Below are 13,693 nucleotides of genomic sequence, written 5' to 3'. Positions count from 1 at the left end.
GCCACCGCCAGCTCCGTTTTTGGCAAATGCATCTCCACCACCACCAATGGCCAGTGCGACAGCGACGGCACCAGCGAGCAGAGCATGGCGACTGAAGATGCCGTTGAATCGCTTGTGAGGCAGCAGCGGTATGGCGAGCGTTTTTTCGTACAAAGATAAGCTCATGGCTCACTCCAGAATCTTGCAGGACCAATTGCCGGCCGATCGAGATCGCGGATCTGCTGATGCGCTGAATCCTGCGCAAGAAAAACGCAAAGCCGTGAGTGTCGAATTGGGGCTCGATCCGGCCGGAGAAGTGCCTGTGTACGGTCGACACTTGCCGTTCGGATGCTTTCACCTGCGTTGCGTTGGCCGGTTACGGACGCAATCGCGAGAGACATTTCCTTGAGCCTGAGGGGCACATAGCAGTAGTCGTGCCTGATTGGCACAAATGCTTGTCAGCCAGCAAAAATGCGGGCTTCGCTGAGGTTGGTGATATACATGAAGTTATAGTTATGTGATTAGCGCCAAAGTAGGTGGGGATATATACCCAAGTTTGGAGTGCTATAAAAGAGTTTTAGTGGGTGTTTCCAATGGTAGTGGTTGAGAAGTGTTGTCTTTTAAGTACGACTAAAGTCGGAGTTGTGCAAGAGAGAGTATTGAAGAGGGTGGTGAGGAAGTAATCTTGAGTTTAGGTATAAATAAAAAAGGCAATAGCTAACGCAGTGCAACTTGCGCACAAATGGGGTTTGTATGTCTGGTGGATGTTTCTGTTGACGGGTGGTGTGGATTTTCAGGTGTTTTTTTCAAGTGCCGTTCACACCGCGGTGATTGGATTAGCAAATACTCTGCCAGCCTCAAGAGAACTTAGTCTTGTGACGTAAAGTCCTTTAAATACTGGCTTTTAGAGGTCGTCGGTGACCATCCGGTGCGGGCTGTTTGGGGAATGGCACCCAATAATGGGGTGAGATTTAACCAGAACTGAGGAATAGTGCACAGTTGCCGTAATTAGTAGGGTTTCTTGAATTGGCTTGAATAAAATAATATTGAAATTTTCTGTTGAAATGTTTTGTTACGTCTAGAGTTGTATCAAGCGCTACCCAGTGGCGCGAAATATCATTCTTTTAAAAGCCTGGGCAGCGAGAGTGCTTTGCCAGTCAGGCCTCGTCTTGCCCATGCAACTTGAAGTTGATGCGGCTACTCGAGCGGGCAGCAAGAACCATGGCGCTGAGTTCATCTCGCAACAGGGAAATCACGGAGTTGATTACTCCATACTGAATCGGGAACGCTGTCATGTTTGAGTATTTGAACACGTTGCGAACCACCTGCCTGACCCGTGCGATGGCGATGGCTCTTTTCGCCGCCAGCCTGCCTGGCATGAACGTTTTGGCCGCAGACCCCGTCGGGGTCGTTCCGGCCGTGCCGGATGTGCCCAGCCTGCAGTCTCTGCACGGCCTGACACCCCCCGACCCTTCGGGAACCGAAGGCGGGCGCAAAGTCGACCTGATGACCGACTACGTGCTCAATCGCTCGGCTGCAGTGCTTCTGGGCAAGGCACTGTTCTGGGACATGGAGATCGGCAGTGACGGTTCCACCGCTTGTGCGTCGTGCCACTTCCATGCGGGTGTCGATCACCGCACCACCAACCAGATCAACCCGGGACAGGCGAACACCAATGCGAACGTCTCGTCGATCTTCAACAAACCGTTCACCGCCGCCGACATCCCGGGCGACGTGCCGACCTACACCACCAGATCCGGTGGCAAGGGCGGTCCGAACTACCTGTTGAAGAAAGGCGATTTCCCGACCCATGTGCTGGCTGATCCGATGGATCGCAACTCGGCGATTCTCTACTCGACTGACGATGTGATCGGCTCGCAAGGCGTGTTCGACGCCAACTTCGTCAAGCCCCATCAGTCGCGTTTCGATAAGTGCATCCAGCAACCGGACGGCATCTTCCAGGTGGGTGGCATCAATGTTCGCCGTAGCACCGGGCGCAATGCGCCAACGGTGATCAACGCCGCGTTCAACGTGCGCAACTTCTGGGATGGCCGGGCCAATAACGTCTTCAACGGCTTCTCGCCGTTCGGCAATCGCGACCCTGACGCCGGGATTTTCGTGACCAGCGATGGCAGTGGCGTGGCGACCAAAGTCCGGCTGGCGCTCAAGGATGCTTCCGCCGCCTCGCAAGCGGTAGGGCCTCCCGGCAGCCCGGTGGAAATGTCCTGCGGCGGGCGTACCTTCGCCGACATCGGCCGGCGCATGCTCGATACCTTGATGCTCAAGCAGCAACGGATCTCGTCCACCGATTCGGTACTCGGGCCGGTATCCAGTGGTCATCGGCCGACCTACCGTGAACTGATCAAGAACGCGTTCCAGCCACGTCTGTGGAATGCCACGCAACAGGTCTCGCTGGGCGGTGCACCATACACCCAGATGGAAGCGAACTTCCCGCTGTTCTTCGGGCTGGCGATCCAGATGTATGAGTCCACGCTGATCTCGGACCAGGCGCCGCTGGATGCCTATCTGCAGGGTGATCACACAGCCATGAACAACCAGCAGGTCCAGGGCATGAACCTGTTCCTGGGCAAGGGCAAGTGTGTCAATTGCCATGGTGGCGCGGAGTTGACCAACGCCGGCAGCCGGTTGCTGTTCCATCCTCGGGAACGTATCGAGCGCATGGTCATGGCCGACAACCTGACCACACTGTATGACAGCGGTTTCTACAACACCGGGGTGCGTCCAACGTCGGAAGACCTTGCGCTCGGTGGCTCGGATGCCTGGGGCAATCCGTTGTCCTTCACTCGCCAGTACAACACCGTGCTCCAGGGCGGCCAGATCCCTGACCCGCTTGAAGTTGATGTGTGCACCTTCGAAGCGCCTTTGAGCCCGGCCATCCCTTGTGATGCGACGCTCAAGCCCAATGTCGGTTTCCGCGACGCGGTCGATGGCGCCTTCAAGACGCCGACCTTGCGCAATATCGCGTTGACCGGGCCGTATTTCCACAACGGCAGTCGCGCAACGCTGCAACAGGTCATGGAGTTCTACAACCGCGGCGGCGACCGGCGTGGCGAGGATGCCAGCAACACCAGTGGCTTCGAGCACCCGACGGTCAATCAACACAACGGCTCAAACCTCGATCCGGACATTACCCGGCTGAACCTGACCCCGGATGAAGTGGATGCATTGGTCAAATTCATGGAAGTCGGCCTGACCGATCCTCGGGTTGCGTGGGAACGGGCGCCGTTTGACCATCCGTCGCTGGTACTGCCCCAGGGCGAAAAGGGGGATGAAAACTCGGTCGGGCAAAAACCGGCCAGTCCGAAGATCACTACCCGGCAGGCGCAGGACGCCGAAATCCAGCTCAAAGCGGTCGGTGCCGAAGGTCGCACACGTCTGGAAGGGCCACTGCAACCGTTCAACAACGACCTGTAACAGGTATTGCCCTTGCGTCACTGGTGACCGATGGACGCCAGTGACGCCTTTTTACAAATACCACAGTATTTCACTCAGCAAATCGGAGTTTCTGCCGTTACAGTGGTTGGCACATTGCCATCAATTGATTTGACCGGTCGGAGCTTTACCCTTGCCGCGTTCTTCCGCTGTACGTTTCAGTCACTTCCTGCCGTCATTACTGCTGTTACTGGCGGGGCTTGCGGCTGCATACATCAAGGATCTGAACGTCTTCTTCACCTCGCTGTTCAACGTGCTGCCCACCCTGGTGTTGTTGCTCGGTGGCGCCTATTGCGCGGTGTACCGACGTCAGCGTGAACTGTTTCTGATGGTCACGGTGTACATCGCCTACTTCCTGCTCGACACCCAGACCGACTATTACCGCGACAACGGCAAGGTGCGCGACGATGCCGCCGTGGTCTTTCATTTGTGTTGCCTGCTGCTGCCGCTGCTGTTTGGCATCTTCGCGGCATGGCAGGAGCGCACCCATCTGTTCCAGGACATGGTGGCGCGTTTCGCCGTATTGCTGGCGGTTGGCAGCGTGGCGCTGGGGCTTGAGCAAAGCTATCCGCACACGCTGCTGATCTGGCTGTCGGAGATTCGCTGGCCCGCCTTGCATGGCGCCTGGATGAGCCTGATCCAGTTGTCCTATCCGGTGTTCATTGCTGCGTTTGTGCTGCTGGCCTGGCAATACTGGCGTAGCCCACGACCGCTGCATGCCGCGCAATTGGTGGGGCTGCTCGGGTTGTTCTGGATGTTGCCGAAAACCTTCATCCTGCCGTTCACGCTGAACATCATGTGCAGCCAGGTGATGCTGATGATCGCCGCCGCCGTTGCCCACGAAGCCTATCAAATGGCCTTCCGCGACGAACTGACCGGGCTGCCGGGCCGCCGGGCGCTGAACGAACGCATGCAACGGTTGGGGCGCAACTACGTGTTGGCGATGAGCGACGTCGACCACTTCAAGAAATTCAACGACACCCACGGCCACGACGTCGGCGACCAGGTGCTGCGGCTGGTGGCCAGCAAGCTGGCGAAAATCGGCGGTGGCGGTAAGGCGTATCGCTATGGCGGCGAGGAATTTGCCCTGGTGTTTGCAGGCAAGACCCTCGAAGAGTGCATGCCACACCTGGAAGTCATCCGCGAGTCCATCGCCACCTACAACATTCAGCTGCGTAATCAGGAGAATCGCCCGCAGGACGATAATCAGGGGCGCCAGCGGCGTGCCGGTTCCGCTGCGTCGAGTGTATCGGTGACGGTCAGTATCGGCGTTGCCGAACGGATCGATCAGCGCACCCCGGAAGAGGTGCTCAAGTCCGCTGACCAGGCGCTTTACAGTGCCAAGGGCGCCGGGCGCAACTGCGTGATGGCGTTCGGGCAGAACCGCCGTGGCGCGGTGCGCATGGACGCGGCTACGGTTGAGTGATGATGACGCATTCAGCGTCTGGACTGTGATTGTGAGGCGTGGTCGGCGGCAGTAGGTTGAAGAAATCTGCCGACGGAGAATGACCATGCCCGAGTACAAAGCTCCCTTGCGCGACATGCGCTTTCTGATCGACCACGTCTTCGACTTTCACGGTAACTACGCTGCGCTGGGGGCCACCGATGCCAGCCCGGATATGGTCAATGCGATCCTCGAAGAAGGCGCGAAGTTCTGCGAAAACGTGCTGTCGCCGCTCAACCGCAGTGGCGATGAAGAAGGCTGCCATTTCGACAATGGCGTGGTCACCACGCCTGCCGGCTTCAAGCAGGCTTTCGCACAGTATGTGGAAGGTGGCTGGCATGGCCTGGCGGCCGATCCAGCGTACGGCGGCCAGGGTTTGCCCAGCTCTCTGGGGCTGGTTATCAGCGAAATGGTGGCTTCCAGCAACACCTCATGGGGCATGTACCCCGGCCTGACCCACGGTGCGATGTCGGCGATCCACGCCCATGGCACCGAGGAGCAGAAGCAGACCTATCTGAAGAAGCTCACCGCTGGCCAGTGGACTGGCACCATGTGCCTGACCGAAGCCCATTGCGGCACCGACCTTGGCATCATCAAGACCCGCGCCGTACCTCAGGCCGATGGCAGTTACGCGATCTCCGGCAGCAAGATCTTCATCTCTGCCGGTGAGCACGACATTAGCGACAACATCATTCACCTGGTATTGGCCAAATTGCCGGATGCACCGGCCGGAACCAAGGGTATTTCGCTGTTTATCGTACCCAAGTTCCTGCCCGATGCTTCGGGCGAGGCAGGGGAGCGCAATGGCGTGTCTTGCGGCTCGATCGAACACAAGATGGGCATCAAGGCCTCGGCCACCTGTGTGATGAATTTCGACGGGGCCAAGGGCTTCTTGATCGGTGAGGCGAACAAGGGCCTGAACTGCATGTTCACCATGATGAACCACGCGCGGCTGGGCACCGGCATGCAAGGATTGTGTCTGGGCGAGGCAAGTTTCCAGGGTGCGATCAAGTACGCCAACGAGCGCTTGCAGATGCGCTCGCTGACCGGCCCGAAAGCGCCGGAAAAAGCCGCCGACCCGATCATCGTGCACCCTGATGTGCGGCGGATGTTGCTGACCATGAAAGCCTTCAACGAAGGCAATCGCGCGCTGACCTACTTCACGGCGCAGTTGCTCGACGTTGCGCACCTGAGTCCGGATGAAACGGCGCGTCAGAATGCCGAAGACCTGCTGGCGTTCCTCACGCCGATCTGCAAAGCCTTCATGACCGACACCGGGCTGGAGGTGACCAATCACGGCATGCAGGTATTTGGCGGCCACGGGTTCATTCGCGAATGGGGTATGGAGCAGTTGGTCCGCGACTGCCGGATCGCGCCGATCTATGAGGGTACCAACGGTATTCAGGCGCTGGACTTGCTGGGGCGCAAGGTACTCGGTAGCCAGGGCAAGCTACTGCGCGGGTTCACCAAAATCGTCCACAAGTTCTGTGTGGCGAATGCCGGGCATCCACAACTGGCCGGGTATGTGGTGCAGCTCGATCAACTGAACCAGCAGTGGGGTGAGTTGACGACCAAGGTCGGCATGGCGGCGATGAAAAACCCTGACGAAGTCGGTGCGGCGTCGGTGGATTACCTGATGTACAGCGGCTACATCATCCTCGGCTACCTGTGGTTGCGCATGGCGCTGGTGGCTCAGGCGCAACTCGATGCTGGCAGCGGTGATGGCGATTTCTGCCGGGGCAAACTGGCGACCAGCGAGTTTTACTTCAAGCGCCTGTTGCCACGTACAGCCTCTCATCGGGCCGCCATCGAAGCGGGTAGTGATTGTCTGATGCAACTGCCGGCGGAGCTATTTGCGCTCTGACATCGCCCCCTGTAGGAGCGAGCTCTGCTCGCGATGGTCGTGAACGATAACGCGTAAAACCAGATGCCGATGGCGTCTCCAGGTTTTTCGCGAGCAAGCTCGCTCCTACACTGCAAAATCCAATGACTAAAAATAACAAAACGGTCATGAGCTGACCCTATGTGTCACAAAAGTTGTTGAGGTACACTCCGATCCAACGAAAACACTCTTCCTGTGAATCACCTGTATAGATCTTGCGAGGTTTGCCATGGCTGACTACAAAGCGCCCCTGCGCGATATGCGCTTCGTCCTCAATGAAGTTTTCGAGGTCGCCAAACTCTGGGCCGAGCTGCCTGCACTGGCCGAGACCGTCGATGCAGAAACGGTCGAAGCCATCCTGGAAGAAGCCGGCAAAGTCACCAGCAAAAGCATCGCACCGCTGAGCCGTGCCGCTGACGAAGAGGGTTGCCATTGGGCGGACGGTGCCGTCACCACGCCGGCAGGTTTCCCGCAGGCCTATCAGACCTACGCCGAAGGCGGCTGGGTTGGTGTCGGTGGCGATCCGTCCTACGGCGGCATGGGCATGCCCAAGGCCGTTTCCGCGCAGGTCGAAGAAATGGTCAACTCTGCCAGCCTGTCGTTCGGTCTGTACCCGATGCTGACCGCCGGCGCTTGCCTGTCGATCAACGCCCACGCCAGCGAAGAGCTGAAAGCCGCGTACCTGCCGAACATGTATGCCGGTATCTGGGCCGGTTCCATGTGCCTGACCGAACCCCACGCCGGTACCGACCTGGGGATCATCCGCACCAAGGCCGAGCCTCAGGCCGACGGTTCCTACAAGGTCAGCGGCACCAAGATCTTCATCACCGGTGGCGAACACGACCTGACCGAAAACATCATCCACCTGGTGCTGGCCAAGCTGCCGGATGCACCGGCGGGTCCGAAAGGCATTTCGTTGTTCCTGGTGCCGAAGTTCATGGTCAATGCCGATGGCAGCCTGGGCGCGCGCAACCCGGCAAACTGTGGTTCGATCGAACACAAGATGGGCATCCAGGCATCCGCCACCTGCGTGATGAACTTCGACGAGGCCGTGGGTTACCTGGTCGGCGAGCCGAACAAAGGCCTGGCGGCGATGTTCACCATGATGAACTACGAGCGACTGGGCGTGGGCATCCAGGGCCTGGCCACGGGCGAGCGCTCGTACCAGAACGCCGTGGAATACGCGCGTGATCGCCTGCAAAGCCGTGCGCCCACCGGCGCACAGAACAAGGATAAAGTGGCTGACCCGATCATCGTCCACCCGGACGTGCGTCGCATGCTGCTGACCATGAAAGCCTCGAACGAAGGAGGCCGTGCGTTCTCCACCTACGTGGCGATGCAACTGGACACCGCCAAGTTCAGCGAAGATGCCGCCACCCGCAAGCGTGCGGAAGACCTGGTGGCGTTGCTGACCCCGGTGGCCAAGGCGTTCCTCACCGACCTCGGCCTGGAAACCACCGTACACGGCCAACAGGTCTTCGGCGGCCACGGTTACATCCGTGAATGGGGTCAGGAGCAACTCGTGCGTGACGTGCGCATCACCCAGATCTATGAAGGCACCAACGGCATCCAGGCACTGGACCTGGTCGGGCGCAAGATTGTCGGCAGCGGCGGGGCGTTCTACAACCTGTTCGCCGACGAGATTCGTCACTTCACGGCGACCGCCAGTGCGGACCTCGCCGAGTTCACCAAACCGCTGAGCGACGCTGTGACCACCCTTGATGAACTGACCGCATGGTTGCTGGATCGGGTCAAAACCAACCCGAACGAGATCGGCGCGGCGTCGGTCGAGTATCTGCAGGTGTTCGGCTACGTGGCCTACGCCTACATGTGGGCGCTGATGGCCAAGGCGGCTTTCGGCAAGGAAGCGCAGGATGATTTCTACGCCAGCAAACTGGGTACGGCGCGGTTCTATTTTGCCCGCCTGTTGCCGCGCATTCACTCGTTGAGCGCGTCGGTGAAGGCCGGCAGTGAGTCGTTGTTTCTGCTGGACGCAGGACAATTCTGATGAAGTAGAGTCGTGTAAGCATTCTCTTACATAACGTGCTGCTGTTCTCCCATAGATGCAAATTGGATCCAGAGCTAATCTACTTTACATGGACGTAGCGCAGGAAGCGCAAAGCAACAACAGGGACACGTAGGATTCTGCCAGGACGGCGGAGTGAAATGGATGTCAGGGAAACAGTCTGCAAAGCCCCGCTTCGGCGGGGTTTTCTTTTGCCCAAAGAAAAGTTTCTAGCTCAGCCCATCCAGGGCCTGCGCGCTGTTCAAGCGCACATCCGGGCTATTTATCACCTCTTCCAGCAATGTCCGCAGCAATGCCAGCGAGGTCTGCTGCCGTTGCACATCCCGACACACCAAACCGACTTTCAGCGGCACTCGCGGTTCGCTCAGGGGTTTCCACAGCAGTTCGTGGTTGCCATGGGTCTTTTGCGAGCGCCCGGGCAGTACCGTCGCCAGGCGCGTGTGCGGCAGGCTGTCTAGGATGCCGGCCATGTTGTTCAGTTCGGCTTGCACCTGTGGGCGACGTCCGAGGCTGGCCAGTTGTGCCTGCCAGATCTGCCTTATTTGAAACTCCTCGCCCAGCAGCAACATCGGCAGCTCGGCGGCCTGACTCATGGACACTTTCTTGAATTCACGCAGCGGATGCTCTGCCGGGATGACCAGGGTCAGTTCATCTTCGTACAGCATCACGCCATGTAAACCAGGCTGGCGGGGTGGCAGGTAGCTGATGCCGATGTCCAGAGAACCGTTGAGCAGTCGCCGCTCGATTTCCAGGCCGGTCAGTTCATAGATCTGCACCACCAGATGCGGCTGCGCCTTGCGCACTCGCTCGAGCATCTGCGGAACGAGGCTGGTGTGCACGGTCTGCAATACACCGATGGCCAGGGTGCGCAGCGCCTGACCCTTGAAGTTGCCGAGCGCTTCCCGTGCCCGTTGCAGGCCATCGAGCAGAGGCAGGGCATGGTTGTATAGCGTGTGGGCCGCGAGAGTCGGCAACAGGCGTTTGCTACTGCGCTCGAACAGGCTCACATCGAGGTTTTGCTCCAGGTGGCGGATTTGCTGGGACAGCGCCGGCTGGGAAATTGACAGGCGCTCGGCGGCCCGGCCCACGTGGCCTTCTTCATAGACCGCGACGAAATAACGCAGTTGCTTGAAATCCATAAGTATTACTTATTGAAAATACTGAGAAATCGAAATGGCTGAACACCTCGTCTGAGCCTAGTCTAACCGCATTCACAGGGCTTACAGGGCCATAGAGCGCGATGAATAGCGTTTGTTTCGATGGTGTTTACATAGGTAAGGCAAAAAACCTCAAAAGAGGTTTTTTCAGATGAACCTGTTCAGTCTGCGTCGCAGTCCTCCCAGTCTTGATGATTTGGTCCTGGACGCTTCCCTGCCATCCCGAGGCGATAACCTTTCCAGCGAGTACTTGATGCCCAGTGTCGAGCGGCCGAAACAGGTGTTTGTGCGTGGGCAGGGCTCATGGTTGTGGGACAGCGATGGCCGTGCATACCTGGATTTTTCCCAGGGCGGCGGGGCCAACAGCCTTGGCCACAGCCCTTCGGTACTGGTCAACGCCATCACTGCCCAGGCTCAATCGCTGATCAATCCGGGTTTCGGCCTGCATAACCGCGGCATGCTCAGCCTCGCCGAACATCTGTGTGCCAGCACCGGCAGTGATCAGGCTTACCTGCTCAATACCGGCAGCGAAGCCTGTGAGGCGGCGATCAAACTGGCGCGCAAATGGGGTCAACAGTATCGCGGCGGTGCGTCGCGAATCATTGTGGCCAACAACGGTTGCCATGGCCGGAGCCTGGCGACGATTTCGGCGTCGGACAGTTCGACATTGATCAACCGATTCGAGCCGCAACTGCCGGGTTTCAGCCATGTCCCGTTCAACGACCTTCCGGCCTTGCATGCGGCCGTGGATGAACGGACCGTAGCGATCATGCTTGAGCCGATCCAGAGCGAAGCCGGCGTGATCCCGGCCACCGCACATTACCTCAAGGGTGTCGAACGCCTGTGCCGTGAACTCGGCATTTTGCTGATATTCGACGAAGTGCAAACCGGCATCGGCCGTTGTGGCACCTTGCTCGCGGAACAGTCCTGCGGCGTAACGGCGGATATCGTCGTGCTCGGCAAAGGGTTGGGCGGCGGCGTGCCCTTGGCCGCGCTGCTGGCGCGGGGCAAGGCGTGCTGTTTCGACATTGGCGAAGTGACAGGTACTCATCACGGTAATGCGTTGATGACCGCCGCAGGGCTTTCGGTACTCGCTACGGTGCAGGACAAGGCTTTCCTCAAGCACGTCGCAGAGACCGGTCAACATCTGCGTGAAGGCTTGGGGCGTCTGGCCCATCGTTACGGTCACGGCGAGTTGCGCGGACAAGGGCTGCTTTGGGGGCTGACGCTGTCGGACGATTGCGCCGATGCGGTGGTCAAGGCCGCGCTGTACGAAGGCTTGCTGCTCAATGCCCCGCAACTCGACTGTCTGCGCTTTACCCCGGCGTTGAATGTCAGCAACGCCAACATCGATGAAATGCTCCTGCGCCTGGCGCGCGCCTTCTCCAGAGTACGCACCGCGCAATTGCAGTGCCGCAAAGGGATTTCCGTCTGATCCGACGCGCCCTGCACAATTTCCAGAACCGTCTCGCGGTAAAACGCACGCCTCACGCCTGATTCTTTTGGCGTGGGGCGTTTTTTTATTTGAGAATTTCAATGAAGGGGCGTAGTTCGGGAGTAGAAGGACTGAACGCTGACAAACGGCACAGGTCGACTAGCTGTAGGGCTCGAACGAGCCCACCCCAATCAGGAGTTGCCCCCATGGACTTTATTCGCATCATCATCGCCATCCTGTTGCCACCACTGGGCGTATTTCTGCAAGTAGGATTCGGCGGAGCGTTCTGGCTGAATATTCTGCTGACGTTGTGCGGTTATATTCCGGGGATCGTGCATGCGGTTTACATCATCGCCAAGCGCTGAATCTGCGGCGCTGGATCAATTGCCTTCGACTTGCTCGCGAAGGGAGCACCACCGTTTTGGCAATGAGCGCGGGTTTCAGTCCACTGAATCCATCACCCGCCGATAAAACAGCCACTCCTGCTCCAGCGCATGGGCCTGGTTACCGGCCTTGCGAAAGCCATGGCGTTCGTCGGCGTAGTAATGCGCTTCGACCAGGATGCCGTTGTCCTGCAGCGCCGTGACCATGTCGCGGGTCTGTTGCGGGACGACCACGGCATCCAGTTCTCCCTGAAAGAAGATCATTGGTACGCGGATATTGCTGGCATGCAGTAGCGGTGTGCGGGCCGCATAGCGTTCGGCATCCAGCTGCGGATCGCCGATCAGCCAGTCCAGATAGTCGCTTTCGAATTTGTGGGTCGCGCGCCCCAGCGCCACCGGGTCGCTGACCCCATACAGGCTGGCGCCGGCGCGGAAGACGTTGTGAAAGGCCAAGGCGCAAAGGGTGGTGTAGCCGCCGGCGCTGCCGCCACGTATGAAGGCCTTGTCGGCGTCGATCAAGCCGCGTTCGTTGAGGTAACCGACCACGGCGCAGGCGTCTTGCACATCCACATCGCCCCAACTCAGGTGCAGTGCCTGGCGATAAGTCCGGCCATAACCGCTGCTGCCACGATAGTTGAGGTCGGCCACGGCGAAGCCCCGCTGGGCCCAGAACTGGATCCGCGGATCGAGCATCGGGTAGCACGCCGACGTCGGTCCGCCATGGATGAACACTACCAATGGCGGATTAACCTCGCCGGTCATCGCCGGGTAAAAGAAGCCGTGTGCTTCGCCTGAGCCACTTGGGTAGCGCAAGGTTTGCGGGCGGCTGATCTGTTCGGGAGGAAGCGGTGCGATGCCGCCGGCCATTACGTTCACTTGCCGGCTTTGGCGGTCGATGGCGATGACAGCGGTTGAACTGACGGGCGACGCCGCGATGCAATAGATGAACCGCTCATCCACGGCGAGATGGCGGAAGCGGCTGTAGTCGCCGGTGAAGTCGGCGTTGGAGTCGCCACATATGCCCAATCGGCCAAACCCGCCTTCGGTCCAGCTGGCCAGATAGCTTTCTTCACTCAGCGGCAACCAGGTGCAGCCGCCGAGTTGCCAGGGCGCGGGGCCATGGTCGGCGGCAGCGCTCGGCAATGGGCTCAGGCCTTTTCCGGACTCCCTCCATGGCCGCCAGTAACCGGCGCGGTCCGTCAGGCAATACAAGCGACCGCCGGCATCAAACCGTGGTTGTTGCACAGACTCTTGAACGCCGTCGCCCGCCGCACAACGAGCCTCGGCAAAACCGCCGCTGGCGAGGCGTTCGGCAACCATCAAACGGGTCGCTGTCCATGGCTGATCCGGGCGACTCCACTCGATCCAGGCCAGGCGCAGGCCATCAGGACTGAGTGTCGGCGCGGCGTAGAAATCAGCACCCTCGGCCAGCAGGTGACGTGCGCCATCGTCCAGATCGATTGCCACCAGTCGGTGTTGATCGCGGCGCTCCTCGACCGCCAGTACCTGCCCTTGCGCAAATTGCAGATCGCCGTAACGGCACATGCCAGACGTCAGCCTTTCGGGCGCTTCGCCTTGCAGTGTTTGCCGATACAACTGCTGGTCGGCCTCGTTGACGAAAACGATACCGTCGTCCGTCAGACAAAACGCTCCACCGCCATATTCGTACACACGACTGCGCGCGCTGAAGCCCGGTGGCGTCAGGCATTTCGCTGCGCCGTCGCGCCAATGCCAGATCCGGCACGCCGCGTCTTCGGGGCGGTACTCGTTCCAGAACAGGCCCTGTCGACCGACCTGCAGTTCGGCAAAGTCGATACCGGCCGCGACGGCCTTGGCAGCGCTGAGGGGTTCAGCTCTTGGCGATGAGGCGTGAGTTTCGTTCATTGCGAAAGGCCAGTTGGTCGATGGTCTGGGTTGCGTGTTCGGCTTCTTCG

General features: G+C 59.2%; 8 protein-coding genes. 6 read left to right on the top strand and 2 right to left on the bottom strand.

Annotated features, from left to right (window positions below):
- Positions 1-1,272: 1,272 nt before the first annotated feature.
- From ACCD00_RS27850 to ACCD00_RS27835, 4 genes are all read left to right on the top strand, one after another.
- Positions 1,273-3,414 carry a cytochrome-c peroxidase gene (locus tag ACCD00_RS27850; RefSeq protein WP_413428473.1) on the top strand — a complete coding sequence of 714 codons (2,142 nt, stop codon included), beginning with the start codon at positions 1,273-1,275 and terminating at the stop codon, positions 3,412-3,414.
- A gap of 151 nt (positions 3,415-3,565) precedes the next feature.
- Positions 3,566-4,858 carry a GGDEF domain-containing protein gene (locus ACCD00_RS27845; RefSeq protein WP_413428472.1) on the top strand — a complete coding sequence of 431 codons (1,293 nt, stop codon included), beginning with the start codon at positions 3,566-3,568 and terminating at the stop codon, positions 4,856-4,858.
- Positions 4,859-4,943: 85 nt separating this feature from the next.
- Entirely contained in the window at positions 4,944-6,740 is a 1,797-nt protein-coding gene (locus ACCD00_RS27840) for an acyl-CoA dehydrogenase C-terminal domain-containing protein (protein ID WP_413428471.1), read from the top strand.
- 247 nt (positions 6,741-6,987) lie between these two features.
- Complete coding sequence (locus ACCD00_RS27835) at positions 6,988-8,766, top strand: acyl-CoA dehydrogenase C-terminal domain-containing protein (protein WP_413428470.1); 1,779 nt, start codon at positions 6,988-6,990, stop codon at positions 8,764-8,766.
- A 227-nt stretch (positions 8,767-8,993) separates the two neighbouring features.
- Here ACCD00_RS27835 and ACCD00_RS27830 read toward each other — a convergent pair whose 3' ends face one another.
- A complete protein-coding gene (locus ACCD00_RS27830; protein WP_413428469.1) occupies positions 8,994-9,923 on the bottom strand; it encodes a LysR family transcriptional regulator in 930 nt (309 codons plus the stop codon).
- A 169-nt stretch (positions 9,924-10,092) separates the two neighbouring features.
- On the opposite strand from ACCD00_RS27830, the gene ACCD00_RS27825 reads away from it, so the two are divergent.
- Positions 10,093-11,376 (top strand): aspartate aminotransferase family protein, encoded by a 1,284-nt coding sequence (locus tag ACCD00_RS27825; RefSeq protein ID WP_413428468.1) that lies wholly within the window; start codon positions 10,093-10,095, stop codon positions 11,374-11,376.
- Positions 11,377-11,582: 206 nt separating this feature from the next.
- Positions 11,583-11,741 carry a YqaE/Pmp3 family membrane protein gene (locus tag ACCD00_RS27820; RefSeq protein WP_003228885.1) on the top strand — a complete coding sequence of 53 codons (159 nt, stop codon included), beginning with the start codon at positions 11,583-11,585 and terminating at the stop codon, positions 11,739-11,741.
- A 75-nt stretch (positions 11,742-11,816) separates the two neighbouring features.
- Here the strand turns inward: ACCD00_RS27820 and ACCD00_RS27815 are convergent, their stop codons facing one another.
- On the bottom strand, positions 11,817-13,643 hold the full coding sequence (locus ACCD00_RS27815) for a S9 family peptidase (RefSeq protein WP_413428474.1): 1,827 nt from the start codon (positions 13,641-13,643) through the stop codon (positions 11,817-11,819).
- Between the last annotated feature and the right edge of the window lie 50 nt (positions 13,644-13,693).

This window comes from Pseudomonas sp. Pseusp3, from assembly GCF_047304225.1.
GTDB classification, from domain to species: Bacteria; Pseudomonadota; Gammaproteobacteria; order Pseudomonadales; family Pseudomonadaceae; genus Aquipseudomonas; species Aquipseudomonas fluorescens_CD.
The sequence above is the reverse complement of the archived record's forward strand: the minus strand, read 5'-3'. Positions and strand labels throughout refer to the sequence as shown.

Coding starts and splice junctions, on each gene's coding strand:
- ACCD00_RS27830 (WP_413428469.1), bottom strand. CDS start 9,923: ATGGATTTCAAGCAACTGCGTTATTTCGTCGCGGTCTATGAAGAAGGC.
- ACCD00_RS27815 (WP_413428474.1), bottom strand. CDS start 13,643: ATGAACGAAACTCACGCCTCATCGCCAAGAGCTGAACCCCTCAGCGCT.
- ACCD00_RS27820 (WP_003228885.1), top strand. CDS start 11,583: ATGGACTTTATTCGCATCATCATCGCCATCCTGTTGCCACCACTGGGC.
- ACCD00_RS27840 (WP_413428471.1), top strand. CDS start 4,944: ATGCCCGAGTACAAAGCTCCCTTGCGCGACATGCGCTTTCTGATCGAC.
- ACCD00_RS27835 (WP_413428470.1), top strand. CDS start 6,988: ATGGCTGACTACAAAGCGCCCCTGCGCGATATGCGCTTCGTCCTCAAT.
- ACCD00_RS27850 (WP_413428473.1), top strand. CDS start 1,273: ATGTTTGAGTATTTGAACACGTTGCGAACCACCTGCCTGACCCGTGCG.
- ACCD00_RS27825 (WP_413428468.1), top strand. CDS start 10,093: ATGAACCTGTTCAGTCTGCGTCGCAGTCCTCCCAGTCTTGATGATTTG.